The sequence below is a fragment of the Polynucleobacter sp. AP-Nino-20-G2 genome (genome assembly GCF_018688235.1).
GTDB lineage: Bacteria > Pseudomonadota > Gammaproteobacteria > Burkholderiales > Burkholderiaceae > Polynucleobacter.
Genome location: NZ_CP061313.1, coordinates 725,361 through 751,009, shown reverse-complemented (window position 1 = coordinate 751,009; position 25,649 = coordinate 725,361). Strand labels below are relative to the sequence as shown.

Annotated in this window: 24 protein-coding genes, 1 tRNA gene and 2 pseudogenes; 13 read left to right on the top strand and 14 right to left on the bottom strand. The window is 47.3% G+C overall.

Annotation, left to right across the window (positions count from 1 at the left end):
* Nucleotides 1–8: 8 nt before the first annotated feature.
* The 4 genes from FD960_RS03955 to FD960_RS03940 are packed head-to-tail and all read right to left on the bottom strand — an operon-like array spanning nt 9 to nt 4,216.
* Nucleotides 9–2,351: a bifunctional (p)ppGpp synthetase/guanosine-3',5'-bis(diphosphate) 3'-pyrophosphohydrolase gene (locus tag FD960_RS03955; protein WP_371817442.1), complete on the bottom strand. Its 2,343-nt coding sequence runs from the start codon at nt 2,349–2,351 to the stop codon at nt 9–11.
* A gap of 15 nt (nt 2,352–2,366) precedes the next feature.
* Complete coding sequence (gene rpoZ / locus FD960_RS03950) at nt 2,367–2,570, bottom strand: DNA-directed RNA polymerase subunit omega (RefSeq protein WP_011902918.1); 204 nt, start codon at nt 2,568–2,570, stop codon at nt 2,367–2,369.
* A 44-nt stretch (nt 2,571–2,614) separates the two neighbouring features.
* Nucleotides 2,615–3,265, bottom strand: a complete 651-nt coding sequence (gene gmk / locus FD960_RS03945; RefSeq protein ID WP_215300583.1) for a guanylate kinase — start codon at nt 3,263–3,265, stop codon at nt 2,615–2,617.
* 21 nt (nt 3,266–3,286) lie between these two features.
* Nucleotides 3,287–4,216 carry a YicC/YloC family endoribonuclease gene (locus FD960_RS03940; RefSeq protein ID WP_215300094.1) on the bottom strand — a complete coding sequence of 310 codons (930 nt, stop codon included), beginning with the start codon at nt 4,214–4,216 and terminating at the stop codon, nt 3,287–3,289.
* 32 nt (nt 4,217–4,248) lie between these two features.
* On the opposite strand from FD960_RS03940, the gene rph reads away from it, so the two are divergent.
* Genes rph through hemW form a run of 3 tightly spaced genes read left to right on the top strand, consistent with a single transcriptional unit; the run spans nt 4,249 to nt 6,772 of the window.
* Nucleotides 4,249–4,980 carry a ribonuclease PH gene (rph, locus tag FD960_RS03935; RefSeq protein WP_215300092.1) on the top strand — a complete coding sequence of 244 codons (732 nt, stop codon included), beginning with the start codon at nt 4,249–4,251 and terminating at the stop codon, nt 4,978–4,980.
* A 9-nt stretch (nt 4,981–4,989) separates the two neighbouring features.
* Complete coding sequence (gene rdgB / locus FD960_RS03930; protein ID WP_215300090.1) at nt 4,990–5,580, top strand: RdgB/HAM1 family non-canonical purine NTP pyrophosphatase; 591 nt, start codon at nt 4,990–4,992, stop codon at nt 5,578–5,580.
* Complete coding sequence (gene hemW, locus FD960_RS03925) at nt 5,555–6,772, top strand: radical SAM family heme chaperone HemW (RefSeq protein ID WP_251369842.1); 1,218 nt, start codon at nt 5,555–5,557, stop codon at nt 6,770–6,772. Before rdgB ends, hemW begins: the two co-directional genes overlap by 26 nt.
* A 12-nt stretch (nt 6,773–6,784) precedes the next feature.
* Here the strand turns inward: hemW and FD960_RS03920 are convergent, their stop codons facing one another.
* Together FD960_RS03920 and FD960_RS03915 are read right to left on the bottom strand one after the other, a co-directional pair.
* A complete protein-coding gene (locus FD960_RS03920) occupies nt 6,785–7,588 on the bottom strand; it encodes an enoyl-CoA hydratase/isomerase family protein (protein WP_215300088.1) in 804 nt (267 codons plus the stop codon).
* A gap of 82 nt (nt 7,589–7,670) precedes the next feature.
* Nucleotides 7,671–8,669, bottom strand: a complete 999-nt coding sequence (locus tag FD960_RS03915; RefSeq protein WP_215300086.1) for a tripartite tricarboxylate transporter substrate binding protein — start codon at nt 8,667–8,669, stop codon at nt 7,671–7,673.
* 80 nt (nt 8,670–8,749) lie between these two features.
* Between FD960_RS03915 and FD960_RS03910 the strand changes: the two genes are divergently transcribed.
* Nucleotides 8,750–9,964, top strand: coding sequence for a CaiB/BaiF CoA transferase family protein (locus FD960_RS03910; RefSeq protein ID WP_371817441.1), 1,215 nt, complete (start codon nt 8,750–8,752; stop codon nt 9,962–9,964).
* Between the two features lie 73 nt (nt 9,965–10,037).
* Here FD960_RS03910 and FD960_RS03905 read toward each other — a convergent pair whose 3' ends face one another.
* Entirely contained in the window at nt 10,038–12,140 is a 2,103-nt protein-coding gene (locus FD960_RS03905) for an alkyl/aryl-sulfatase (RefSeq protein ID WP_215300083.1), read from the bottom strand.
* Between the two features lie 96 nt (nt 12,141–12,236).
* Nucleotides 12,237–13,679, bottom strand: a complete 1,443-nt coding sequence (locus FD960_RS03900; RefSeq protein ID WP_215300081.1) for a sensor histidine kinase — start codon at nt 13,677–13,679, stop codon at nt 12,237–12,239.
* Between the two features lie 291 nt (nt 13,680–13,970).
* On the opposite strand from FD960_RS03900, the gene FD960_RS03895 reads away from it, so the two are divergent.
* Entirely contained in the window at nt 13,971–14,552 is a 582-nt protein-coding gene (locus tag FD960_RS03895; protein ID WP_215300079.1) for a hypothetical protein, read from the top strand.
* A gap of 69 nt (nt 14,553–14,621) precedes the next feature.
* Here FD960_RS03895 and FD960_RS03890 read toward each other — a convergent pair.
* A tRNA-Ser gene (locus tag FD960_RS03890) sits at nt 14,622–14,711 on the bottom strand.
* Between the two features lie 19 nt (nt 14,712–14,730).
* A complete protein-coding gene (locus FD960_RS03885) occupies nt 14,731–15,867 on the bottom strand; it encodes an NAD(P)/FAD-dependent oxidoreductase (RefSeq protein ID WP_215300078.1) in 1,137 nt (378 codons plus the stop codon).
* Nucleotides 15,868–16,007: 140 nt separating this feature from the next.
* On the opposite strand from FD960_RS03885, the gene pgi reads away from it, so the two are divergent.
* From pgi to FD960_RS03865, 4 genes and pseudogenes are all read left to right on the top strand, one after another.
* The gene (gene pgi / locus FD960_RS03880; protein ID WP_215300076.1) at nt 16,008–17,504 is read left to right on the top strand and encodes a glucose-6-phosphate isomerase; all 1,497 of its coding nucleotides are present in this window, start codon (nt 16,008–16,010) and stop codon (nt 17,502–17,504) included.
* A 46-nt stretch (nt 17,505–17,550) separates the two neighbouring features.
* Nucleotides 17,551–18,936: a phosphomannomutase/phosphoglucomutase gene (locus FD960_RS03875; RefSeq protein ID WP_215300074.1), complete on the top strand. Its 1,386-nt coding sequence runs from the start codon at nt 17,551–17,553 to the stop codon at nt 18,934–18,936.
* 71 nt (nt 18,937–19,007) lie between these two features.
* Nucleotides 19,008–19,265 (top strand): type II toxin-antitoxin system CcdA family antitoxin, encoded by a 258-nt coding sequence (locus tag FD960_RS03870; RefSeq protein WP_215300072.1) that lies wholly within the window; start codon nt 19,008–19,010, stop codon nt 19,263–19,265.
* 86 nt (nt 19,266–19,351) lie between these two features.
* A pseudogene (locus FD960_RS03865) lies at nt 19,352–19,582 on the top strand (CcdB family protein); the annotation flags it as partial.
* Nucleotides 19,583–19,589: 7 nt separating this feature from the next.
* Here FD960_RS03865 and FD960_RS03860 read toward each other — a convergent pair.
* From FD960_RS03860 to FD960_RS03850, 3 genes and pseudogenes are all read right to left on the bottom strand, one after another.
* Nucleotides 19,590–20,138 carry a hypothetical protein gene (locus FD960_RS03860; protein WP_215300068.1) on the bottom strand — a complete coding sequence of 183 codons (549 nt, stop codon included), beginning with the start codon at nt 20,136–20,138 and terminating at the stop codon, nt 19,590–19,592.
* A gap of 488 nt (nt 20,139–20,626) precedes the next feature.
* Nucleotides 20,627–20,908 (bottom strand): annotated as a pseudogene (locus tag FD960_RS03855) (type II toxin-antitoxin system YafQ family toxin).
* The gene (locus tag FD960_RS03850) at nt 20,895–21,158 is read right to left on the bottom strand and encodes a type II toxin-antitoxin system RelB/DinJ family antitoxin (protein ID WP_215300066.1); all 264 of its coding nucleotides are present in this window, start codon (nt 21,156–21,158) and stop codon (nt 20,895–20,897) included. Before FD960_RS03850 ends, FD960_RS03855 begins: the two are co-directional and overlap by 14 nt.
* Before the next feature lie 104 nt (nt 21,159–21,262).
* Between FD960_RS03850 and nadA the strand changes: the two genes are divergently transcribed.
* The 4 genes from nadA (at nt 21,263) to FD960_RS03830 (ending at nt 23,970) form a co-directional block, all read left to right on the top strand.
* Nucleotides 21,263–22,390, top strand: a complete 1,128-nt coding sequence (gene nadA / locus FD960_RS03845) for a quinolinate synthase NadA (protein ID WP_215300064.1) — start codon at nt 21,263–21,265, stop codon at nt 22,388–22,390.
* A 48-nt stretch (nt 22,391–22,438) separates the two neighbouring features.
* On the top strand, nt 22,439–23,293 hold the full coding sequence (gene nadC, locus FD960_RS03840; protein ID WP_215300062.1) for a carboxylating nicotinate-nucleotide diphosphorylase: 855 nt from the start codon (nt 22,439–22,441) through the stop codon (nt 23,291–23,293).
* A gap of 74 nt (nt 23,294–23,367) precedes the next feature.
* The gene (locus tag FD960_RS03835) at nt 23,368–23,658 is read left to right on the top strand and encodes a type II toxin-antitoxin system RelE/ParE family toxin (RefSeq protein WP_215300060.1); all 291 of its coding nucleotides are present in this window, start codon (nt 23,368–23,370) and stop codon (nt 23,656–23,658) included.
* 9 nt (nt 23,659–23,667) lie between these two features.
* Nucleotides 23,668–23,970 carry an addiction module antidote protein gene (locus FD960_RS03830; protein WP_215300581.1) on the top strand — a complete coding sequence of 101 codons (303 nt, stop codon included), beginning with the start codon at nt 23,668–23,670 and terminating at the stop codon, nt 23,968–23,970.
* Here FD960_RS03830 and nadB read toward each other — a convergent pair whose 3' ends face one another.
* A complete protein-coding gene (gene nadB, locus FD960_RS03825) occupies nt 23,971–25,632 on the bottom strand; it encodes an L-aspartate oxidase (protein ID WP_215300058.1) in 1,662 nt (553 codons plus the stop codon). It abuts the gene before it with no gap.
* Between the last annotated feature and the right edge of the window lie 17 nt (nt 25,633–25,649).

Genomic DNA, 25,649 nt, shown 5'->3' with positions numbered 1-25,649 from the left:
ATCGGAACTTAAGTCGTTCTGGTTCTTGTCACACGCATCACGTCATGGTTGGCCCGTAGGCTGCGCATCACCTTAGAAAGGTGCAGTCGGTCGAATACCTGGATCGTAAATCGTATGGTGACCGCATCCTCTTTGTAGCGATCATCCATGGAAACATTCATGATGTTGGAGTCGGCTGCAGTCACGCTGCTAGCAACTCTCGCCAAGACACCTTTACCTTGACGAGTATCGATGGCTAGGTCTACTTCAAACTCACGATTGACCTCTTTACCCCATTCGACCTCCACCCACTTGTCACTGTCTTTAGAAAGCCTCCTAAGAGCTACCGGGCAGTCATTGGTGTGAACTTGCAGTCCCTCGCCCTTACCAAGGTAGCCAATGATATTGTCGCCAGGAATGGGGTGGCAGCAACTCTGAAAGCTAATGGAGTTTCCTTCGCGACCATCCACTAGGATCGCCTGACGCTGATGATGGCTAGCAATCTCCTGTTGAGGGGAAACCCAATCCGCCGCGCCCAAGCGCATTTGCTCATCACCGCCTTCATCATCAATCAAAATCTTCAAGCGAATCGCCAACTCTTGAGCGGATCTACGGCCCAATGCAATATTGACGCAAGCTTCTTCGCGCGTTTTATCGCCAGTCCAATGCAACAGTTTTTCCCAGATCTCTGGTGACAACAATCCAGCATCAACACCCTGCTGGCGCAAGGCGCTAGCCAAGAGGCGTTCGCCCAACTGCAATGACTCTGCATAATGTTTCGTTTTCAAGGAGTGGCGAATCGAAGCACGAGCTTTACCGGTTCTCACGAAAGCCAACCAGCCAGGATTCGGTTGAGAGTTAGACGAGGTAACCACTTCGATAATGTCACCGTTCTTGAGTTCACTACGCAACGGGAGCTGCATGCCATTAATCTTGACGGCTACGCAGGTATTGCCCACATCACTATGAATGGAATAAGCAAAGTCTAATGCGGTAGCGCCCCGTGGCAAGGCTCTAATCTGCCCCTTCGGAGTGAAGACATAAACCGCATCAGGGAACAAATCAATCTTGACGTGCTCTAAGAATTCTTGAGAGTCACCGCTGCTATCTTGAATATCAATCAACGATTGCAACCATTGATGCGCGCGGCTTTGCACCTCACTCATATCAGGCGAACCGTCTTTATATGCCCAATGAGCGGCAACACCCGCCTCAGCAACTGCATGCATATCACTAGTACGAATCTGAAACTCCACCGGCACGCCTGAAGGCCCTAGCAAGGTGGTGTGTAAAGACTGGTAACCATTGAGCTTCGGGATAGCAATGTAGTCCTTGAATTTACCCGGCATTGGCTTGTATAGAGAATGCAAAATACCTAAAGCGCGATAACACTCATCAATAGAGTGAACAGTAACCCTAAAGGCATAAACATCGAGCACCTGAGAGAAACTCAAATGCTTGCTGCGCATTTTGTTGTAGATGCTAAAGAGTGTTTTTTCACGACCCTGCAGATCCACCTCGAGATTCGCTTTTGCAAAAGCCATACGAGTGTTCTGCAGAATCTTTTCGACCATCTCCTTGCGATTGCCGCGCGCCCTCTTCACAGCCCCTTCAATCACCCTAAAGCGCATTGGCATGGAGAAGCGGAAACTTAAATCTTGTAAATCGCGGTAAATAATATTGAGGCCAAGGCGGTGTGCAATCGGCGCATAGATCTCAATGGTTTCAGCGGCAACCCGACGACGCTTTTCCATGGGAACAGCGTCCAGGGTGCGCATGTTATGTGTGCGGTCCGCCAGCTTAACCAGAATGACGCGGACATCGCGCGCCATCGCCATAAACATTTTTCGAAAGCTCTCCGCTTGCGCTTCAGCATGACTCTGAAACTCCAGCTTATCGAGCTTGGTTAGACCCTCAACCAGTTCAGCAACCTTACTTCCAAACTTTTCGACTAGATCCGCCTGAGTGCAACCAGTGTCCTCGATCACATCATGCAGTAAAGCGGCCATGATGGAAGGCGCATCCAAGCGCCAAGTGGCGCAGAGTTCCGCTACCGCCACAGGATGAGTAATGTAAGGCTCGCCGCTATGGCGATATTGACCCAAGTGAGCGGCATCGGCAAATTGAAACGCTTTTTTAATGAGCGTAATTTCTTCAGGCTTGAGATAGCCAAGCTTAGAAATTAATCCTTCAATGGATACAACCTGGTGTTTTAGCGGCAGATTGGGCGCAGAGGTAGGCCCAAATAAATGTCGACTCGATTGAGCCAACAGCGTGGCAATAATGGATGCCTTATCGCCCTTGGTGGTCTCTTTAGGCGAGACCTGGCCATGAGAGTCCGATGTGTTTGGGTCGCCTAAGGGGAGCTCCACACCGGAACCCCTAAATTACAAAGGTACTTTGGTCAACATGTCACGGTCAGTTACACCAGCAGCAACTTCACGTAACGCAACTACAGTTGCTTTATCTCTGGACTCAACACGTGGGGAGTGACCTTGAACCAATTGACGTGCGCGATAAGTCGCAGCCAATACCAGTTCAAAACGATTAGGAATAGTTTTTAGACAATCTTCTACAGTAATACGGGCCATGCTGGACTCACTTAATTTAGCTTCAATACCTATAGGATAACTGATTAGACCCCAAGACGCCTTAAAAGCGCGGGGTTGCGAGCCATAATCGGGCCTGAGCGGAGACGGCTGGCAGCGACCACATGTCGTAAATCGGTCAAGGCCTGCTCAAAATCATCATTCACCACAATGAAATCCGCCTCGTGGGCATGCTGGAGCTCTACATGCGCTGCCGCCAAGCGTCTTTGAATGGTCGCCTCGTCATCCTGCCCTCTTTTGCGCAAACGCTCCTCTAGAGCCTCAATTGAGGGCGGGAAAATAAAAATCCATTGCACCTCAGGAATAATTTGCCGAATCTGTTGAGCGCCCTGCCAATCAATCTCTAACATGACATCGCGCCCGGTCTTCATTTGGGCTTCAATCCATGCTCGGGAAGTCCCATAAAAATTTCCATGCACTTCGGCGTATTCCAAGAAATTTCCCTGATCGCGCTCCGTAATAAATTCTTCTCTAGCGACAAAGCGGTAATCCTTGCCATCTACTTCACCTGGCCTTGGTGCGCGCGTAGTCGTTGATAGGGATAACTTCAAAGCAGCATCTTCTTGAAGCAAGGCATTTACCAAAGAAGATTTGCCGGCTCCAGATGGCGCCACAATCATCAACATACTGCCTTGATAGGCTGGAGATAAATTTGCTTTGGGTTTAGGGCTAGCCATCATGATTGGTATTGGTAATGATTACTCTAAATTTTGCACTTGTTCACGCATCTGCTCAATCAAGAGTTTGAGCTCTAAAGCCGCTTGCGTACATTCTTCTGAAACCGATTTGGAGCTCAGCGTATTGGCCTCACGATTAAGCTCCTGCATGAGAAAGTCTAAACGCTTACCAACCGGTCCTTTGCCTGTCAGAGCGTTGTCCACAGCCTGAAGATGAGTCTTTAAACGGGCGAATTCTTCTGCAACATCAATCCGTACCGCATACAGCACGACCTCTTGGCGAATGCGCTCCATCAACTCTGTGCCGCCCTTAGATTGCTCCTGGCTAGCCAAGGCTTCGGACAAGCGCTCAGTCAGCTTTTCTTGATATTGCGCCACGTACCCAGGCACCTTTGGTTCAATTGTTTTCACAATTTCACGCATCTTCGTGGTGATGTTGGTCAGAACCGTAACTAGCGCCTTACCTTCTGCATGGCGACTATCCATCAAAGCAGCCAAAGCTGCTCGAGCTGCCTCTACAGTTGCGGCAATCCAACCCTCTTCCTCGCCTCTGGGCTCAGAAACAATGCCAGGCCAACGCAAAATATCAGCCATGGTCAGCTCTTGCGCCTTGGGGAAAGATCCTTGGGCTTTTTCCTGGAGGGTGTACAAGGCGTCTAGGCGATCCTTATTGAGGGCTCCCAGAGCATGAGGATTAGTCTTAGCGGCTCCTGCAGCACCAGAATTCACCCGCCAAGCGGCACGGAACTCCACCTTGCCTCGCGACAAGCTTTGGGTAGCCATTTCGCGAAGCGCTGGCTCAGCCCCACGACACTCGTCCGGAAGACGAAAGCCTAAATCCAGAAAGCGGCTATTGACAGCCCGACATTCCACCTGCAGATCAGCAACTACACCAGCTCCCAGGGAGACTTGGCAAGAAGCGCTGCCATAACCAGTCATGCTCGATATCATATGGACATTGTAGATCTTTAGGACCACACCCCATGAGCAAAGCCAACATCACCCGCCCTAGCGGCCGAACCGCAACTGAATTGCGCCCCATTAGTATTAGTCGCGCCTTTACCAAGCACGCAGAAGGCTCGGTTCTGATTGCCTTCGGAGATACCAAGGTACTGTGTACAGCCAGCGTCCTGGAAAAGGTACCTCCCCACAAAAAGGGCTCCGGCGAAGGTTGGGTAACCGCGGAATATGGCATGCTGCCCCGCTCTACGCACACCCGCAGCGATCGTGAAGCGGCTCGCGGCAAACAATCTGGTCGCACCCAGGAGATCCAACGTTTGATCGGTCGCGCTATGCGTAGCGTCTTTGATTTAAAGATCCTGGGCGAACGCACCATTCATTTGGATTGCGATGTATTGCAAGCCGATGGCGGAACAAGAACTGCATCCATCACGGGCGCCTATGTTGCTGCACGTGATGCCATCAATACCCTCCTCGCAAGCGGCGCGCTAAAGGCTGACCCTATCATTGATAGTGTTGCTGCGATTTCCGTAGGCATCTATCACGGCGTACCCGTGCTCGATTTGGATTATCCAGAAGATTCTTCATGTGATACAGATATGAATGTCGTCATGACTGGTAAGGGCGGCATGATTGAAGTGCAAGGCACTGCCGAAGGCGCAGCATTTTCTCGTGATGAATTAAACGCATTACTCGATCTTGCGAAAGCAGGTATTCGTGATTTAACCCAATTACAAAAAGAAGCTTTCAACTAAGGGATGATGGTGCAAAAGCTGGTTCTCGCCTCTAACAATGCTGGCAAGGTTCGCGAGTTTCAAGAACTGCTGGCGCCATTTCATTTTCAAGTAATTCCCCAAGGGGATCTAGGCATTCCATCCGCAGAAGAGCCGCACTTGACCTTTGTGGAGAATGCTTTGGCGAAAGCACGCCATGCCAGCGCTGCGAGTAGCTTGCCTGCACTAGCTGACGACTCGGGAATTTGTGCGCACGCCTTAAATGGAGAGCCTGGAGTTTTCTCTGCCCGCTACGCGGGGCTTGATGGCGACAACACAGCGAACAATCGGAAACTGATTGAAGCTTTGCAAGGCAAAACGGATCGTGGAGCGCATTATGTTTGCGCACTCGTGATGGTCAATAGCGCTAATGATCCAGAGCCACTCATTGTGCAAACGCGCTGGTATGGTCAAGTGATTGATGAGCCCAGAGGTAATCATGGATTTGGGTATGATCCACACTTCTTTTTGCCTGAGCTTGACAGCACTGCTGCTGAACTAGAGCCGTCTGAGAAAAATCTCATCAGCCACCGCGGTCAAGCCTTACGCGAACTCATTGCACAATTACAAAGCCGTGTTTAATTCTCTTCAACCTGCCTTGGGCCAACAGCCTGCGTTAAAGGCATTACCTCTACTGTCTTTGTATATTCACTTCCCCTGGTGCGAAAAGAAGTGTCCTTACTGCGACTTTAATTCACATCAAGTAAAAGATAGCAAAGGGCCTGGCGGCGGCTTTGACGAAGTACGCTATATCAAAGCACTCATTGCCGATCTCGAAACCGAGTTGCCACGCACTTGGGGTCGACAGGTGCATAGTATTTTTATTGGTGGCGGCACTCCTAGCCTGCTATCACCTCATGGCATGGATGAATTACTCTCTGCCACCAGAGCGCGCGTCAACTTAGAACCCAATTGTGAAATCACAATGGAAGCCAATCCTGGATCAGTGGAGACGGAAAAGTTTGCTGCTTTTGCCAGATCCGGCATTAATCGCGTATCCCTAGGCATACAGAGCTTTCAAGATGAGCAACTCAAGGCCTTGGGACGCATTCATAACGGCGCAGAAGCAAAGCACGCCATCAAGATCGCCTTGGAACACTTCAAATCGGTCAATCTCGACTTAATGTATGGCCTACCCAATCAAAGTTTGACTGCCGCAAAAGCCGATATTGAAACCGCCCTCTCCTTCAAGACGCCTCACTTATCGTTTTACAACCTGACCCTCGAACCCAATACTTACTTTGCGAACTTCCCGCCAAAACTTCCCAATGAAGATGAGATAGATGCGATTTTTGAACAAAATCTCGCGCTCTTGGAGCAAGCCGGTTATCAACGCTATGAAGTATCTGCCTACGCTAAAAAAAATCAGGAGTGCAAACACAATCTCAATTACTGGCGCTTTGGCGACTACATCGGAATTGGTGCTGGCGCCCATGGCAAGATTTCTTTTCCAGACAAGATTACAAGGCAAGTGAGAGAACGTCATCCAGAAGCCTATATGGAAGCAATGGAAACCAAAGGGAATGCATTGATTGAATCCAGAGAGATTCCCGCGAAAGACCTTCCTTTTGAATTCATGCTCAACGCTTTACGCCTGACGGATGGCGTGGACACCCATACCTATTGCGAACGCACCGGCTTAGCACTCAGCACAGTATCCAAAGGATTGGATGAGGCAAGCAAAAAAGGGTTGTTGGATTCAAATCCGAGCAAGCTGAAGGCTACTGAACAAGGCTTGCGCTATCTCAATAACCTCCAAGAAATGTTTCTCTAGATTAAGAAAAACTTACTTACCAATCCAAACTGGCGGTTTGCCGTCCAAGAATGCGGTCACCCCATTCTTAAAGTCCTCACTCCCGTAGCACTCTCGAATGAGATCGCTGCAGTCAGGTAGATTGTTTTTTATGATGCGCGCTAGCACTAGCTTGCTCGATTTTTGGGTGATAGGTGCAAGACCCATCAAACGCTCAGCCAGCTGACGTGCATGCAACTCCAAATTCTCTGCTGGATAAGTGGCCGTGAGATAACCCGTCTTTAGCAACTCTGGAGCCAAAACCAATTCAGCCAATAACAGCATGCGTTTTACTATATTGACACCTAAGTGAGCTACTAACCATGCAACATTGCTTGCTGATAAGCAATTCCCCAAAGTCTTCGCAATCGGCACACCAAACCTAGCGTCGGGAGTAGAGATTCTGAAGTCACAACAACTCGCAATAGCTAAGCCGCCGCCAACCGCCATTGCATCGATCACCGCAATGGTCGGAATCGGCAACATGGCCAGCGGCGCCAAGTAGTCATCAATACCTTCTTCATAACGAATTCCATCATCCCCAGACCTAAAGCTGGAAAACTGCGCAATATCACTACCCGAGACGAATGACTTCCCGCCCGCACCACGCAAAATCACCACGCGCGCCAAAGGATTCTGAGCTAGGTCTTGGCAAATGGTTTTCAAACTGTGATACATACCTACCGTCATCGCATTTCTGGCGGCAACGTGATCAAAGGTAATGTACGCAATACCATCGCTAAGCTCGCATCGAACTTCGGCAACGTGCTCAGGAGAAATAGATGGATTAGATGTCATGGAATAAAAAACCCTCCCTCATGAACGAGAGAGGGTTAAAAAGATTGTATTGGGGTTGAGCTTATTTCGTAAATACTGGAAATTACTCAGCCTTGATATTTAAGCTCTTCACTAAGCGTTGGTATTTAGCCAACTCGCCAGCCAAAAACAAACTAAATGCCGCTGGAGTTGCAGGGCCTTCAGGCTGCAAGCCTTGCGAATCTAAAGTCTTTTTAATCTGAGGATCAGCCATCGCCGCTTTTACCGCCTGATCGATTTTATTAACTACCGCCGGATCCATGCCCTTAGGCCCCATAACGGAATACCAATTGGTCACATCAAAACCTTTGATACCCACCTCATTGAATGTGGGGACATTTGGCAGAATGGAGAGACGTTTAGGTGTTGAAATCGCTAAAGCCTTGAGGCTGCCATCTTTTATCTGCTGCAAGTTTGGCGGTAGCGTATCGAAGTTCATCGTGATTTGGCCACCAAGCAAATCGATAATAGCCTGACCACTGCCCTTGTAAGGAACATGATTTAACTCAATACCTGCAATCTTGGCAAAGAGAGCGCCAGCCAAATGCTGAGTACTTCCAATTCCAGATGAGCCATAAGTCATTTGACCGGGATTGGCTTTAGCCAAAGCAATCAACTGGGCAACAGAATTCACGGGCAAAGAGGCCTTTACAACCAAGACATTCGGCACATAGCCAAGGTAGGTAATTGGCGTGAAATCTACAGCCGCATTGTAGGGAACATTAGGCAAAACAAATGGGGCAATCGCATTGGAATTAGAGTGTCCAACCAACAAGGTGTAACCATCAGGCGCGGACTTTGATACTTGATCAGCGGCAATCGTTCCCGCAGCACCAGATTTGTTTTCCACAATCACACTTTGACCCAAGATCTCACCCATCTTAGGGGCGATCGCGCGAGCCACGATATCAGTACCGCCACCAGGAGCGAAACCAACAATCAAACGAATCGGCTTGCTTGGAAAGTTTTGTTGAGCGCTCGCAGAAAAAGGTAATGCGCTAAACACACCTATCGCCAAGAAAGCGAAACTGCGCAAAATCCACCGAGGGGATTTATTGATCATACGGTCTCCATTTTTTGTTTTATATTCATGGCTATAAATCAGCATTTCATTCTAAACATATAAAAACAACCGAGACAATGATGAAAACACCTACCAGCAAGCCTTTGCCTCTGGCTGGCGTCAGAGTTCTTGACGTGAGTCAAGTAATGGCTGGTCCCTACTGCTGCATGCTACTTGCTGATTTAGGCGCGGATGTCATCAAAATTGAGCCGCCTGGTACAGGCGACCAAACTCGCGGCGCCATGGGATTCAAGATGAAGGGCTCCGATAGCATGGGCTTTCTGAATATGAATCGCAATAAGCGCAGTGTCACACTCAACCTAAAAACAGAAGGAGGTAAGAAAGTTTTTTTTGAGCTGGTAAAGACGGCTGATATCTTGGTTGAAAACTATCGTCCCGGGGTGATGAAAAAGCTTGGAATTGACTACCCCTCTCTTCAAGTGATCAACCCAAGCTTGGTATATGCCAGCATCTCTGGATTTGGGCAAACAGGCCCTTGGGCTGATCGCCCCGGCTTTGACCTAATGGCCCAAGCGATGTCAGGCGTCATGAGTGTGACTGGCTATCCTGATGGACCCCCAGTCAAAGCAGGTGTCCCTGTTGCGGATATCGGCTGCGCCCTATTTGCTGTTTACGGAATCTTGTCCGCCTATATTGGCAAAACGAAATCCGGTGAAGGTCAATTTATTGATGCTTCTTTATTTGACTCCGCCCTTGCCTTCTCTATTTGGGATACGGCGCAATACTGGGGCACTGGCGTTGAGCCATATAAGCTTGGCACAGCCAATCACATGAGTGCACCTTATCAAGCCATGAAAGCATCTGACGACTACTTTGTGATGGGCGCAACCAATCAAAAGCTCTGGAAGTTGCTTTGTGAAAAGATTGGGCGCCAGGAGCTGTTTGAAGACGCGCGCTTCAGAACCAACCCCTTACGCCTAGCCAATCGACTAGAGCTAGCTACAGAGCTTGAGAAAACGTTTGCATCCAAAACCAGTGCGGAGTGGGTTGATTTGCTGTTAGCCGCAGGGATACCAGCGGGCCCTATCAACACCTATCCAGAGGCGTTTGACAGTGAACATGGCAAGCACCGCAAAATGCGCATGGAGATTGATCACCCCATTGAAGGCAAGGTACCAAATATTGGTTTTGCTGTGAAAATGATGGGGACTCCACAACAAGTTTCCCGGCACCCCCCGCTGTTAGGTGAACATACTAACGAACTCCTGAAAGAATTAGGAATTACCGGAAATGAACTAAAGATACTTGAGGAAGGTGGCGCTTTTAATCCCTAGGGCGTTAGCGCAACTGCCCGTTCAGAAACAAAAAAGGACTCATGCGAGTCCTTTTTCTTATGCCGCCGGAGACTTACTCACCAGACGTTATAGCAAGTTCCTGCGCTTCAAATGGATCCTTGTTTGGTTTTGCAGGGGCAACCTTCTTGGGCTTTGTTCCAGGCATTAATTCAAAGTCTGGAGTGAAAGTGGTCAATGTACTTCTGAGCTGATCAAACGCCTTACGATCGCCCTCAAACTTCACCTTGCCTTCAGCCAACAACTGATCGAAAGTCGTTTGACCACCCATAATTCTTTCCAAGTCGCTGCGATTTATCACGATCGTTAACGTTGGGTTCTTTGCTTGCTGACCTTTGATGTTAGTCAACGCAGAGTTGCTCATCTCCACCACAAACTTCTCACCGTTATCTGGCGTATCAAGATTGATAATGAATTTCATGCCCGCGGCTTTCTTACTATCCATGCTAATAGCCAAGGAATTGAGCCACAACTCAGTAGTCATTGCCTTAATCATGTCAGGGCCATTAGATTTTGGCGAAGCACCAGATGGCATACCATGACGCAATTCATAGGCGGCGCCCAAGAAACTATTGCGTACGCTAGGACTTTCTTTTTGGTAGCCAATTTGCTCAAAAATGTCCGCCAATAAATCTTTGGCGGCAGTATTATTCGGCTCGGCATATACCAACTTATTGACAATCTCCATCGCCTCACGATATTTGCCTTGTTGATAGAGTTGCTTACCTTTAGCCATAATCTTAGCCGAGCCACCCATCATCTCCACATACAGTGGCGCAGAATCTCTTGGTGACAAAGGAATCAAGGTCGCAGGATTGGCATCCCAGTAACCCAAGTAACGATTAATCACAGCGCGACTATTGTGCTCTTCTGAGCCATGGTAGCTATGGGCTGCCCACTGAGATTTCAAACTCTCAGGCTGCTTATATACGTTATGCACTTCGTTAATGGTCACGCCATTATTCGCTAAATGCAAAACTTCGTTATTCAGATGCGCATAGCTATCGCGCTGAGTACGCATTACTTCCTGAATGCGATCATTACCCCAACGTGGCCAAGAGTGAGAGGCAAACATTACCTGCGCCTCATTGCCATAGCGATACAAAGAGTTATTAATATTCTTTGACCAAGCTAATGCATCGCGCACCAACGCGCCACGCAAGGTGTAAATATTGTGGATCGTTCCAGTGATATTTTCAGCCGCCCAGAATGCCTTGAATTGCGGGAAATAGGTATTCATTTCCGCTGGCGCTTCCGTACCTGGCGTATTTTGGAATTCCATTTCAACGCCATCAACAGTCATTTTTTCGAATGGTTGATTAATGTATACATTAGGCTCAATTAAACCCAAATTACCAGCTGCAGTATTTTTACCGATCGACTGATCAACGTGGCCAAATGGACTACGTGGCAACAAGACACCATACTGAAAATACATTCGGCGCGTCATCGCGTTTCCGGCGTAAACGTTTTCCGCTACGGCATGATCCATGAAACCTGCAGGAGCAATGACTTTCACTTTGCCACTCTTCACATCAGCCTCATCCACTACGCCACGCACACCACCAAAGTGATCGCCATGCGAGTGGGAGTAAACCACCGCCACTACTGGGCGTTTACCTAATTTTTCATTAACCAACTCTAGAGCAGCCCTTGCGGTTTCTTTAGCTGTCAATGGATCAAAAACTATCCAACCGGTATCGGTTTTGATAAAACTGATATTGGCCAAATCGAATCCACGCACCTGATAAATCTTTCCCGGCACAACTTCGTATAAGCCATAGCCCATATTGAGAATGGCCTGGCGCTGCAAGGAAGGATGCACACTATCAAAATCCTTACCCTGCAAGAGGAACTCGTAACTACCCATATCCCATGCAACATTACCCGCATCGGCCATGATAGTTTTATAAGAAGGTGCAGCAATAAATCCCTTTTGAGATTCTTCAAAATCACGCTTGTCCTGAAATGGCAGCGATTTACGCAACCCATTCTGTAGCTCAACGGTAAAGGTAGATGGCGCCTTACCTTTAGGATCAAAGTGCTTACCTTGCATCGCTCCTGGATCAGCGACCACCCCGCCACCCCCGGCGGCAATGGCAGAGTTGCCAGAGATCAATGCGATCGACAATGCAATAAGCGTGAGTTTAGTTTTCATGGGAGACCTTGAATTCGAGTAGTAAATGCTGCAAAAGTGACACTACAAATGTAAAGACTGGCCTATCTTTGGGCAATTAGCCTCAGAGCTAATAATCTATTCTTGCGCAAAAGGTAAAAAGGCGACAAATTGAGCGCCACCCTGAGGCAATGTCTCATACCAAATGCGACCACCATGGCGAGCAATGATGTGCTGACAAAGCCAAAGGCCTAAACCCATGCCGGCTTTATTGTTGCCACCCGCCAATAATTCAAAAAGGTGGGATTGAGATTCCGCATCGATACCAGGACCATTGTCAGCAACCAGAATTTCAACGCCCTCAGCCACATTCCTACTCTCAATTTTGAGCTCTTTCGAGATGATGGCAGACCTAGATAGCGCCTGTATAGCGTTATTCATTAAATTAAGTAGCACCTGCTGAATTTCACCACTATTAATATTGATCAAGGATCTTGCCCTAAGCTCGAGCACCACCTGAATATTTTTGGAGTGAATTTCTGGTTTAGTGATTCTCAGCACTGATTCAATTAAATCATTGATATCGACCCCTATTGCTCCAATTTTTCCGTCTGAAAAGATAGATCTCAATGATTGAATAATATTGGCCGCACGCTGGTTATCCGACAACAAAGCTAAAAGCACCTCATTATTTTGCTCTGGAGTTAATACACCTTCAGATAGTTTTTTCTGGAGAAATTGAATGTTGAGATGAGTAGCCCCCAAAGGTTGATTTAGCTCATGAGCAATTGAAGCCGACAACGCGCCGGTTGCAGCTGTTTTATTAGCACGCAATAAATTTGCAATCAAACCCTCTCGCTCTTGCAGCAAGACTTTAATCTTCTGATTTTCAGTTTCTGATTTAAGATTTGCCAAAGCAATTTTTTCGGCCCAATAACCCCCAAGAGCGATATACGACAAAGTATTCATTACCATTTGAGCAACGGTCAAGAAAATCAATAGCTGCGGAATTTGTTCTACTTGTTTAATGGTAAGGCCAGACGCAATGAGGGCGATGATGCGTCCAAGCGCAAACATGAGTTCAGCGCTGGTAGCGTACTGCACATACGTCAATTGTTTGGAGGGATCCGATGCTCTTTTGGTATTGAGTTGCAAAATTTGCCAAACAAAAAAGATGCTGGACATGATGCATAAAAAAGCCGTACGCATCTCAAAGCTTCCATAGAGACGCATTAACTCGAAAGCAGGGACAAAGATAATGACAGAAAAAATGAGGAGGTGCTTTAGGTTCTTACTAATTTCAGCATTCAAAGAGCTACAAAACAGTAACTGCAAAATGGCCGCAATATAAAACAAAGAGTTTGCTATCGTGAAATTAAACTCTGGCTTCTCAACATCTCCGATTCCTACAATGCCACCCCCAAAAATAATGAGGGCCAAGATATTGATGGCCAAGGACCCCATCCAATAGGAGCTTGGTCTAAGCGTATTCTGAGTACGATAGTAGTGATAAATGCCAAGTAATAGCCCCAATTGAATAGTGGCAAGAATAAAAAAATAGATGGCAATCAGTAACTTCATGCTATGAATGGTACATCCTCGCAAATGCAGAAAATCCAAGTCCGATCAAGAAAATATCGGAAATCAATTTCAGCATCATAAATAGCTCTTGTTGTTATAACTACCTTATCAGTATGCACCTTGACTATGACGGCAGCCAATCATAAATAAGTGAAATAGTCAGGTATTGGTTACCCCCCTAGTGAAATCAACTGGCCCCAATGAATGCTAATGATTATCAGAAGTAATACAATGCCCACTAATGCCAAACATGGCATGTATTAACCAATATTCCAAAGGATCAATACCGTAATGAAAAAATTATTAATTGTTGTTGTATTAGTTGCAATCGCAGCAGGCGCATATTTCATGCTGAACAAACCAAAAGCTCCAATTGCTGGTGTTACTGCTGAAGAATCTGCTCTCATCTATGACGGTGAAGTAACTAAGATTGATGCGGCAACTCGCACTGTTACCCTCAAAAATCAAGATGGTGAATCCACTATCGTTGCTGGCCCTGAAGTAAAGAACTTTGCAGAAATTAAAGTGGGCGACCATTTTGACGTTGTCTACGAACTTGCTGTAGCCATCGAGTTGGTGAAGGTTAAAAATCCTGGCGCGCCGACTGAGCAAATCACCACTAGCACTACAACTGCTCCCCAAGGCGACAAGCCTGGCATGGTTACAACGAATGTTGTTACTGCAGTAGCGAATGTTGAAGCAATTGATACAGCAAAAAGTATCGTTTCTTTAAAAGGTCCTCAAGGAAATATCTTCAAGGTAAAAGTGAAGAATGCTGACCTCTTGAAAGATATCGCCGTAAATGATCAAGTAAAAGTTGTTTATGCCGAAGCGATTGCTGCAGTAGTAAGCGCACCAGCTGCTAAGAAGTAATATCGACAAAGGGGTTTGACCCCTTAAAAGACAAAACCCCAGTAAGTTTCCTTGCTGGGGTTTTTAATTTGGCGGAAGAGGTGAGATTCGAACTCACGGAGGACTTTCATCCTCGCCAGTTTTCAAGACTGGTGCATTCAACCGCTCTGCCACTCTTCCTTGCGATTTGAGTCCTAGATTATAAAGAACTTTTGATTTGGGTCTCTAAATGCTTCGCTATAGCCAAGCAGGAGGTCAGCCCAGGGGATTCAAAGCCATAAAGGTTAAACAATCCTTGAAGCTGATGCTGCCGGGGTCCGTCGAAACAGAAGTCGCCGGCTGGAGCATTCGGAGGAACAATTTTGGCCCTCACCCCCGAATAGTCGGCCTGCAACGCCCCATCTTTTAGACCTGGCCAGTACTCTCTTACTGCGGCATAAAAGCCCTCTCCGCGCTGAGGATCAACCGTGTAACTAATTTGCCCCTCTTCTTCAATATCAAGCCACTCCACATCGGGACCAAACTTTGCCTGACCCCCCATATCCAAGGTGAGATGAACGCCCAAGCCGCCTGGCTCTGGAATGGGATAAATCAAATGGCTAAAGGGGGATTTACCAGATAAGGAGAAGTAATTACCTTTTGCAAAATACGCTTTTGGAATGAGCTCCTTTGGCAAACCCTCTATACGCTGGGCCAATGCGGGGGCACTCAAACCCGCGCAGTTAATGAGGAGCTTGGTTTGAATGCGCATCCCATCAGCGCCACCAATCTCTAGCTCAAACCCACCCTCAGCATTTGCACCAATCGGCTTGGCGCTGACTAGAGGGGATTGATAGGCCACCATGCCGCCAGCATCCTCAAAACCGCCCAACAATGAAAGCATCAAGCCGTGACTATCGACCACTCCAGTTGATCCAGACAACACAGCGGCCTCGCACTGAAGCTGGGGCTCCAGAGTTTTGGCTTGCGCACCAGAGATCATTTTGATGTCTGGTACCTGGTTATTTTGAGCTTTGTAGAGAATCGCCTGTAAGTCATCGAGCTGGCTCGCGTCTTTAGCAACAATCAACTTGCCATAAGGCTTGGTACTCACTTGATGGCTGCGGCAGTATTCATACAAAAGGCGGCTACCCTCAACACATAGCTTTGCCTTGAGGGAATCCTTGGGGTAATAAATGCCAGCGTGGATCACCTCGCTATTACGGGCGCTACTAATCGTGCCAAAGGAGTCTTCCCTCTCCAGCAGAATCGTTTCACGGCCTTGCAGAGCCATCTCACGGGCAACCGCTAGCCCAACTACACCAGCCCCGACCACTACGCAATCAACCTGCTCCATTCTGCTTTTCCTGACTCTAGCGCTAATTTGTCTCTATTTTGTAATAGCCCATGTCTACACTTGAGGCCTTATATAGCTGAAATCGTAACATTTTCAGTGTTTTGAGGGGATTTTGATGGCCTTATTGATAAAATCTAGAAATGTCTTTGCAATCCCATTCCGCAACCAATAGCGTGCATTCAGCCATTGAAATCGTCCTAGATACCGCCTATCAAGGCATCGATGCTGCTCATTGGAAGAAGTTGTTTACCAGCGCCCGCAAATCTCACCTCGAGCAATTTATCGCTGACATGTTTGCCGGCAAACATATTAATAACAGCGAAGATCGCCCTGCACTCCATTCGGCATTACGCAATCTGACCAAAACACCAGTGATGATTGATGGCAAAGATGTCATGCCAGCAGTCGCGGATGTTTGGCATCGCATCGAAGCACTTTGCAATAAGTGGGTTGGAGTCACGGACGTCATTCATATTGGTATTGGTGGATCTGATTTTGGCCCCCGTCTAGCAATTGAAGCGCTTGCCCATGTACCCGGCATTGAGAGCCGCGGTATGCGCATGCATTTCTTAGCAAATATCGATACTGCTGAATTAGCCCGCATTTTGGCTCGCGCCCAACCCCATAGCACTAGGGTCGTGATTGTTTCGAAATCATTTACGACTCTAGAAACCACCATGAATGCCAAGGCAGTGCTTGCTTGGCTAAAAAATAGTGGCTGCACTAAGAGTCAAATTTCACATGCTTTATATGCGGTGACAGCCAACATTCCTGCCGCAAAAGAGTTTGGCATTGAAGAGGACAACATCTATCCATTTTGGGATTGGGTGGGTGGCCGCTACTCAGTATGGTCAGCAGTTGGCCTACCAATCGCCCTGCAATATGGCTTCGAGACATTCAAACAGTTTTTGGCTGGTGCCGAAGCGATGGATTTGCATTTTAAGAATGCGCCTTTAGAAGAAAACCTGCCTGTCATCATGGCACTTTCTTTGCTACACCAGCAAGAGCAGCACGACATCAAGGCCTATGCAGCCATACCCTATGCGGATGCCTTAGATTGGTTTCCAAAATGGTTGCAACAGCTCGATATGGAAAGTAATGGTAAGAGCGTTGATCGCAACGGTAAGCCGGTCAAGCACTCCTCACCCGTGGTATTCGGTAGTGCCGGCAGCAACGCTCAGCACTCCTACTTTCAGCTCTTTCATCAGGGTACTGAAATTATCCCCATTGACTTCATCGCAGTGCGTGAGCCCATGAGTGATCGCCCTGAGGCTCTGGCACATCATCGAATTTTGCTTTCCAACTGCTTAGCGCAAGCTCAAGCATTAGCAAACGGTAAAACTGCCAACAACCCAAATGATGTTTACCCAGGTAAACGCCCAAGCAACCTTTTATTGCTACCCAAGCTCAATGCCTTCTATCTCGGCGCCCTACTAGCGCTTTATGAGAACCGCACAGCTACTCTAGGCGCCCTCTGGAATATCAATAGCTTTGATCAACCTGGTGTTGAATACGGCAAAGTACTGGCTAAACCGATTGAGAAAGCCCTTGCAAGCCATCAACATGATATTGCTGCCAGTGCAGATATTGACGCAGTTACTGCTGCTCGTATCAATCTATTAAATTCAAACAACTAATTACCCACCCAAGCAACTCTTGGGTATCTTTACTGAAGGATCTGTAATGCAATTGTCTCCATCCATTTTTAAAGCATATGACATCCGCGGCATTATTGATGAGACCTTAGATCCCTCTATCGCCAAACTGATTGGTCAAGCATTTGGCACAGAGATGCGCGAGCTTGGTGAAAGCGATATCGTCATCGGTCGCGATGGCCGCTTATCTGGTCCTAGCTTGATTGAGGCTTTAACAGAAGGTCTGCTTTCTACTGGCATCAATGTGATTGATCTAGGCATGGTTGCAACGCCGATGGTCTACTTTGCTGCCAATCACACCATTGATGGCAAGACTCCGAAGTCCGGCATCATGATTACCGGCAGCCACAATCCCCCGAACTACAACGGCTTCAAAATGGTCTTGGGTACATCAGCTATTTATGGTGAACAGATTCAGGATTTACGTAAACGGATTGAAGCTAAGCAGTTTGCGACCGGCCAAGGAACAAGAAGCACTTTTGATATTTTCCCGATGTACATTAATTACATCGTTGGCGATGTGAAGTTGGCTCGCCCAATGAGAATTGCCGTAGATTGCGGTAATGGTGTTGGTGGTGCTTTTGCGGGCAAACTATTCAGAGCTCTTGGTTGCGAAGTGCAAGAACTCTTTTGCGAAGTAGATGGTCATTTTCCGAACCACCATCCTGACCCAGCGCATATTGAGAACTTACAAGATCTCATCAAGAATCTCCAGACTACCGATAATGAACTAGGCCTCGCTTTTGATGGCGATGCTGATCGCTTAGGTGTCGTGACTAAAGATGGTCAAGTAATTTTCCCTGACCGTCAGATGATGCTGTTTTCTAAGGACGTTTTGTCCCGAAATCCAGGTGGTCAAATTATTTACGATGTGAAGTGCACTCGCAATCTCGCCACCTATGTAAAAGAACATGGTGGTGAGCCCATCATGTGGAAAACCGGCCACTCCTTAGTCAAAGCGAAATTAAAGGAAACTGGCGCCCCACTTGCTGGCGAGATGAGCGGCCATATCTTCTTCAAGGACCGCTGGTTTGGATTTGATGATGGTCTCTACACGGGCGCACGCTTGCTTGAGATCCTCAGTAAAGAGAAGAATCCGAGCGACACCCTCAATAACTTACCCAATGCGATCTGCACTCCAGAGTTACAGCTTGCTTGCGCTGAAGGCGAACCTTTTTCATTACTTGAAACCATCAAGGCCAATGCGAAGTTCCCTACTTCTGAATCCATCAACACAATTGATGGTGTTCGCGTGGAATATGCTGATGGCTTTGGTCTAGCTAGACCATCCAATACCACTCCAGTGGTGGTGATGCGCTTTGAGGCTGATAGCGAAGAGGCTATCAAACGCATTCAGGCAGAATTTAAGGCGGTACTGTTGGCTGCTAAGCCGGAGGCGAAACTTCCCTTCTAAAGCGCTGAATGCAATACCCACATAATTTGTGCGCATATTGACTGCGTATATATTATGCATATAGTTGGCTCATGATCATTCATAACTCCACCCGCGCTCAAGACAAAGTCTTAAAAAAGGCGACTAACCTCACCTTAAATGCTGAGGTTTTGGCTGAGGCCAAGAAGCTAGGAATCAATATCTCAAAGGCCTGTGATGCATTCCTTGAGTCCCTTGTTCGGCAAAAAAAAGAGCTGCTTTGGAAGCTGGAAAATGCTGATTTCATTGCCGGCTATAACAAAACCATTGAAGATGAAGATTTGCCGTTGGATGGCTGGAGAACTTTCTAATGGCGAGATTTTGCGTTTATGAAAATATTGGGGGGTATACCAAGACCGCACCTTTTCTGCTGAATGTATAAACCGACCTATTCAGTGGTCTTGATGCCCGAATGGTCTTAACCCCAAGAAAAGCCGGCCTCTATAAAAAAGTGCGGTCTCCTCAAGATCTCATGCCGATCTTTTTAATCAAGGGCACTGACTTTGCACTTGAAACTCCAAAGATGGCAGCTGCACCAAGCAAAATCCTTAAAAAAGAAATTGTTAGCTTAAAGAGCCAGCAACATCTCGTGATGACTGCAATCGATAGACTCTTTCATGGATTCTAGGAGCTTATCAATGAACCGAAGGTTTGATACCCTCTTTTATATTGTCAGCACCACGAGTAGCCGCCTCAGCTACTGAGGGCACCGCACCCCAAACAGCATGTTCACGCAGTTGATTGAGTAAAGCGCACAAAGCCTGCAAGGTTGGGCCCGCCATCTTGACGTTGATATTGGCGCCACCTGGCAAGACTAGATCTAGTGACACTCCATCTTCTGAGCCCTGCTTCTCAGGCGTGCATTTAGCATCCATCACCAATAAGGGGTCTGCCCCCAAAGGATAGTTTGCGGCGGGCTGATACGCCTCAGCCTTCGAGACACCCTGAGACTCTGGGTTGCTCTGCATGACTTCTTTGTCAAAGTCCGCTATTGCCTTGGCGATCTCGGGAGCATGAGTCTGCTCAAGGCTTTTAACAATCAAATGCTGAGTTGCAGCCAAGATAAAGAGCGTTATCCGGCGCGTGAACCAAAAGCGAAACTCCGTATCTTCGGTGGTATTAAAACGAAATAGCAGCCGATCATCTGGTGCCAGATAAGTAGCGTTGAATTGTTTAATACTCATAGCCGTAGCTTACCGCATAAGTTAATCGAATTTCCGTATTAAGCCACCAAATCCCCTCAATAGATGTAGCAATTCCGCTCTCCAGCATGAACTTAGCATTGAAATAATCCATTCTCCTGCAAGATTCAGTCAACAGCTCCTGGTGATAGCTAACTGCCGACTGATTTGACAACATCTCTCGTAAATACGATTTAATGTCAGCTACAAGTATGGAATTAATTTGAGCCTGGCTAAGATATTGTCTAACCTATCTATAGGTTTGGGCTGATGAAATCCGCATCACGATTCACTTTCTGAGACAGTCGCCATTGTTGCCAATGAGGGCAGGAAGCAACTCGTGATCCAAATCTTGGCTGGGATATCCTTCCGCCCCCAAAATAAACCTAGCAGCAATAGGCCGCAAAATATACTGACGGCGCTATAGAACAGGAAGACAGATTGAATTGTAAAAAATGACATAACTTATTCTAACGGTGATGTCAGCATGACTACAAACTTAACTCGCTATGTGAGCCCAGTCTTGTGAGCATGAGTATTTCTGGGTTGGGCTTCGCATATATGAGAAGTAGATCGGGCTTGATGTGGCAATCTCGAAAATCTTTCCACTGCCCAATTAAAGCGTGATCGAAATATCGTGATGGCAGTTCCACATCAACTATTAGCAGCTCAAGCACTTCAATCAACGCAGACTCTAATGTCGACCTATATCTGCCCTTCGTCTCTCGCTTTTAGTCTTTTTTAAATTGAGAGGTGCGCTCAATTCTCCTCATTAAGGTCCTTTAATAACCCCTTTATTGATCCGAATGACATTAAATGCCGCTCTCTCACTTCTCTCATTGCCGCTATAGTCTTTGCATTCGGAACTAGCGGTTCAAATGGGAGCGATTTTTCAACCGCCACCCTTATCAACATCATCCTCAATGCATCTGACACAGTTAAGCCCATAGCCTCCAACACTAGGCTGGCTTCATTCTTAATGTCCTCATCTATCCGAGCTCGCACCACCGAATTTGCAGCCATATATGCCCTCTTGATCTCTTATTATTTAAGTAGCTACATTGTAGCTACATTCATTAACAGAATCAAGCCCATTAAATCTACGATTAAGAGGGCTAAAATTGCGCATGACCTCCATTATTAGTTCCCCCATCGCCTTTGACTACCCCCAGCAGAATGCTGATGGTGCGACCTGCACGGCCCAGGCTTGGGCTAAGACTCCTCCCCCTCTACATGGGGATCAGAAAGCGACTGTGATTGCCCGCATTAAGCAATTGTTGATCGAGAAGGATGCTGCATTAGTGGCTCACTACTATGTAGACGGTGATATTCAGGATTTAGCTTTATCAACTGGTGGGTTTGTAGCCGACTCTTTGGAGATGGCGCGCTTTGGTAAGAATCATCCTGCTAAGAATCTCATCGTCGCTGGTGTGCGCTTCATGGGGGAGTCTGCCAAGATTCTGAGTCCTGAGAAACGCGTGTTTATGCCAGACTTAGATGCAACCTGTTCTCTAGATTTAGGTTGTAATGCCGCTGACTTTGCGGCATTTAGAGAATTGCATCCTGATCGCGTTGTAGTTGTCTACGCCAATACCAGCGCTGCCGTTAAAGCCCAGGCTGATTGGATGGTAACGAGCTCTTGCGCCTTAGCAATCGTGCATCAACTCAAAGTCGAGGGCAAGAAAATTCTGTGGGCACCTGATCGTCATTTAGGTCGATACATTCAAGAGCAAACTGGCGCTGATATGTTGTTATGGAATGGCGCTTGCATTGTTCATGATGAATTTAAAGCAGTTGAATTAGAGATGCTGAAAGCTGCACACCCCAATGCCATGATTTTGGTTCACCCAGAATCACCGCAAGCAGTGGTGGATTTAGCAGATGTTGTTGGCTCCACATCCGCAATGATTAAAGCGGTCGTGGAAGGCTCTGCCACTGAATATATCGTGGCGACTGACAATGGCATCTTGCACCGCATGCGCCAACTGGCACCCAATAAGGTATTGATTGAAGCCCCCACCGCTGGCAACAGTGCGACCTGTAAGAGCTGTGCACACTGCCCCTGGATGGCCATGAATGGCTTGCAAGGAATCCTGAACTGCCTTGAAAATGCCTCTGGTGAAATCTTCATTAAGGAAGATGTTCGAGTTAAGGCGCTAGGCTGCGTTGAACGCATGCTGGACTTCACCCAGAATCATCCTGACCTGCTTGCCAAAGCACAGCATGGCTTTGTCAAGAATATTGGTGTGGCTTAATTGCTTATTTTGTCTTTTGATTTTTTCTTAATTTAGATCGATTCATTCATGTTTGAGTACAACGAGACTTTAGAGCAAGCCCGTCAACGCAATATTGCTGATGCGCTGATGGAAGATATTGGCAAGTGCGATTGGACTGCACAATTAGTTCCTAGCAAACCGGTTGATGCCCAATTAATTGTTCGTGAGCAGGCTGTTCTATGTGGGGTGGATTGGTTTGAGGGCACTCTCAAGAAATTAGATCCCTCAGCAAAAGTGACTTGGCACTACCTCGAGGGCGACTTGATGAAGCCCGATACCAAAGTTTGCGATATTGAGGCCAACTCTCGCGCCCTTCTCTCTGCTGAGCGCCCCTGCATTAACTTCCTGCAAACGCTCTCTTGGACGGCCAGCATTGCGCGTCAGCATGTCGATGCCATCGCAGGTGTCAGCCCAAATCCTAATGGCTGCGCAGTGCTCGACACTCGCAAAACGATTCCTGGATTACGGCAGGCGCAGAAATACGCAGTACGTGTCGGCGGCGGTCAAAACCAACGTCTCGCTCTATGGCATGGCATCCTCATTAAAGAGAATCACATCGCTGCTGCAGGTGGCGTTGCTGCGGCAGTCAAGGCTGCCCAGGCATTGAATTCTGGGGTGGATATTCAAGTAGAGGTAGAAAGTCTTGCGGAATTGAAAGAGGCTTTGGATGCTGGAGCAAAGAGCATCTTGATTGATAACTTCACTACTGAGCAAATGAAAGAAGCCGTTGCCTTTACCAATGGTCGCGCTTTATTAGAGGCTTCTGGTGGTATCGACTTAGATCAGATGCGTGCGATTGCCGCTACTGGCGTTGATCGCATCTCTCTTGGAAAGCTGACTAAAGATATTAAGGCTGTGGATTTCTCGATGAGAATTTTATAAGTCTTTCACCCTATTCCCCGGTCAACATCAAGCCCATTCTTTGACCTAGTGTATCCTATTGGATACACTAATGCATGATCGAAATTAGAAAAACAGAAGAATTTATAGTCTGGCTAGATAACTTATTTGATTTAACAGCAAGAGCGAAGATACAAGCAAGAATCAAAAGGCTGTCCGAAGGACATCCAGGTAACACCAAATCAGTGGGTGAAAAAGTATTTGAGATGAAGATTGATTTTGGCCCCGGGTACCGGGTGTACTACACCAAACATGGCCAAAAAATTACCATTCTTTTATTGGGTGGCGATAAAAAATCACAAAATCAAGATATCAAACTAGCGCAACGTTTAGCGAAAAATCTATAAATGACTATTATGAAAAAAACAATCACAACTCCATACGATGTAGCTGAACATCTGCGTACACCTAAAGAAATGGCTGCCTACCTAGAGGCTTGTATTGAAGAAGCAAATGGAGATGCTGCATTTATTGCCAAGGCACTAGGGGATATAGCAAGAGCCAAAGGGATGACTCAGGTTGCTAAAGATTCAGGACTTACTAGAGAGAGCTTATATAAATCTCTCTCAGGCGAAAGAAGCCCAGGTTTCGACACCATCCTTAAAGTCATTGCTGCATTAGGCTTAAGCCTTCATGCTGAACCTGCCATCAAGAAGTGATTAAGTCTCAGAATTTTCCGATGTACCTTCAGCCTGAGGCGTCAGAATAGTCGGATAAGAAACTGCCCAAGTACCCGGGTAATCGCGGCTGTAATGCAATCCCCTGCTCTCTCTGCGCATCAGCGCTGATCTTACAATCAGCTCTGCACATTCCAACAAGTTACGAAGCTCTATGAGGTCGCGCGTCACTTTAAAGTTGGCGTAGTACTCTTGCACTTCGTATCGGAGGAGTTTGATTCGATGTAGCGCTCTCTCAAGACGTCGATTGGTTCTCACAATGCCAACGTAGTTCCACATCAATGAACGCAGCTCATCCCAGTTATGGGCAATTACCACTTGCTCATCCGCATCCTCAACCTGACTCTCATCCCATAAAGGCAAATTGGGCATAACAGGAGTCTTGAGCGATGAGATATCTTCAGCAACCGCTTTGCCAATGACTACGCACTCCAATAATGAGTTGCTGGCCAAGCGGTTAGCGCCATGAAGGCCTGTATAGGTCGCCTCACCTACCGCATATAGACCCGCTAAATCAGTGCGTCCTTTAAGATCAGTTACAACACCGCCACAGGTGTAATGCGCTGCCGGCACCACTGGAATAGGCTCTTTAGTGATGTCCAGACCCAGACTCATACAGCGCGCATAGATCATTGGGAAATGCTCTTTAATAAAGTCTTCACCCAAATGCGTCGCATCAAGATGCACGTAATCTAAGCCGTGCTTTTTCATCTCAAAGTCAATTGCTCTAGCAACAATGTCACGAGGAGCTAACTCATTGCGCTCGTCATGCTCAGGCATAAAACGAGTGCCGTTTGGTAGCTTGAGTAAGCCACCCTCACCTCGCATCGCCTCTGTTATGAGGAAAGTGCGATCACTAGGGTGATACAAGCACGTCGGATGAAACTGAATAAATTCCATATTGCCAACGCGGCAACCTGCACGCCAAGCCATGGCAATGCCATCGCCTGTAGCAGTGTCTGGGTTGCTGGTATATCGGTAGACCTTACCCACGCCGCCAGTAGCCAGTACGACTGACTTAGCTTCAATTGTTTCTACGCGGTTATTTTTAATATCGAGGGCATACACCCCGTAGCAACGATTTGGCTTGGTGCGCTGCGTCTTCGCATCTAAGTGACGATTGGTAATCAGATCTAAAGCAATCCAGTGCTCTAGCAGTTGAATATTTTTATGGGCTCTTGCCTTATCGAGCAATACCTCGTGAATGGCTTTGCCAGTGGCATCAGCTACGTGCGCAATGCGACGTTGACTGTGGCCACCTTCACGGGTGAGATGCAAACCCATTGGGCCTGTCTCATCAGCAGTAAATGGTACGCCCTGCTCCACCAACCAACGAATCGCTTCAGCACTTTCTTGGGCGATATATCGAGCGGTGGATTCCACCACAAGGCCTGCGCCTGCATCTAAGGTGTCAGCAACATGAGAGTCCACACTGTCATGCTCTTTATCAACTACCCCAACAATGCCGCCCTGGGCCCAAGCAGTTGCGGCCTCACCTAGACCGCGCTTAGCCATCACGATGACTGGCTGGGTCTCGGCCATATGCAAAGCTACAGTTAGACCCGCAAGACCCGCTCCAATAATCAGGACGGGTAATTCTGCTTTGGGATTAACTGCTGAAGGTTGGGGTTTTGAACTGGCCATAGATGATCAATTCTAAA

Bases quoted from the DNA above. Each gene is read 5' to 3' on its own strand.
- FD960_RS03920 (WP_215300088.1), bottom strand. From the start codon at position 7,588: ATGACATCTAATCCATCTATTTCTCCTGAGCACGTTGCCGAAGTTCGA.
- FD960_RS03875 (WP_215300074.1), top strand. From the start codon at position 17,551: ATGCAATTGTCTCCATCCATTTTTAAAGCATATGACATCCGCGGCATT.
- rpoZ (WP_011902918.1), bottom strand. From the start codon at position 2,570: ATGGCCCGTATTACTGTAGAAGATTGTCTAAAAACTATTCCTAATCGT.
- gmk (WP_215300583.1), bottom strand. From the start codon at position 3,265: ATGGCTAGCCCTAAACCCAAAGCAAATTTATCTCCAGCCTATCAAGGC.
- FD960_RS03870 (WP_215300072.1), top strand. From the start codon at position 19,008: ATGATCATTCATAACTCCACCCGCGCTCAAGACAAAGTCTTAAAAAAG.
- FD960_RS03940 (WP_215300094.1), bottom strand. From the start codon at position 4,216: ATGATATCGAGCATGACTGGTTATGGCAGCGCTTCTTGCCAAGTCTCC.
- FD960_RS03850 (WP_215300066.1), bottom strand. From the start codon at position 21,158: ATGGCTGCAAATTCGGTGGTGCGAGCTCGGATAGATGAGGACATTAAG.
- nadC (WP_215300062.1), top strand. From the start codon at position 22,439: ATGTTTGAGTACAACGAGACTTTAGAGCAAGCCCGTCAACGCAATATT.
- pgi (WP_215300076.1), top strand. From the start codon at position 16,008: ATGTCTTTGCAATCCCATTCCGCAACCAATAGCGTGCATTCAGCCATT.
- nadB (WP_215300058.1), bottom strand. From the start codon at position 25,632: ATGGCCAGTTCAAAACCCCAACCTTCAGCAGTTAATCCCAAAGCAGAA.
- FD960_RS03895 (WP_215300079.1), top strand. From the start codon at position 13,971: ATGAAAAAATTATTAATTGTTGTTGTATTAGTTGCAATCGCAGCAGGC.
- FD960_RS03915 (WP_215300086.1), bottom strand. From the start codon at position 8,669: ATGATCAATAAATCCCCTCGGTGGATTTTGCGCAGTTTCGCTTTCTTG.
- rph (WP_215300092.1), top strand. From the start codon at position 4,249: ATGAGCAAAGCCAACATCACCCGCCCTAGCGGCCGAACCGCAACTGAA.
- FD960_RS03830 (WP_215300581.1), top strand. From the start codon at position 23,668: ATGAAAAAAACAATCACAACTCCATACGATGTAGCTGAACATCTGCGT.
- FD960_RS03900 (WP_215300081.1), bottom strand. From the start codon at position 13,679: ATGAAGTTACTGATTGCCATCTATTTTTTTATTCTTGCCACTATTCAA.
- FD960_RS03910 (WP_371817441.1), top strand. From the start codon at position 8,750: ATGAAAACACCTACCAGCAAGCCTTTGCCTCTGGCTGGCGTCAGAGTT.
- nadA (WP_215300064.1), top strand. From the start codon at position 21,263: ATGACCTCCATTATTAGTTCCCCCATCGCCTTTGACTACCCCCAGCAG.
- FD960_RS03905 (WP_215300083.1), bottom strand. From the start codon at position 12,140: ATGAAAACTAAACTCACGCTTATTGCATTGTCGATCGCATTGATCTCT.
- FD960_RS03860 (WP_215300068.1), bottom strand. From the start codon at position 20,138: ATGAGTATTAAACAATTCAACGCTACTTATCTGGCACCAGATGATCGG.
- FD960_RS03885 (WP_215300078.1), bottom strand. From the start codon at position 15,867: ATGGAGCAGGTTGATTGCGTAGTGGTCGGGGCTGGTGTAGTTGGGCTA.
- FD960_RS03835 (WP_215300060.1), top strand. From the start codon at position 23,368: ATGATCGAAATTAGAAAAACAGAAGAATTTATAGTCTGGCTAGATAAC.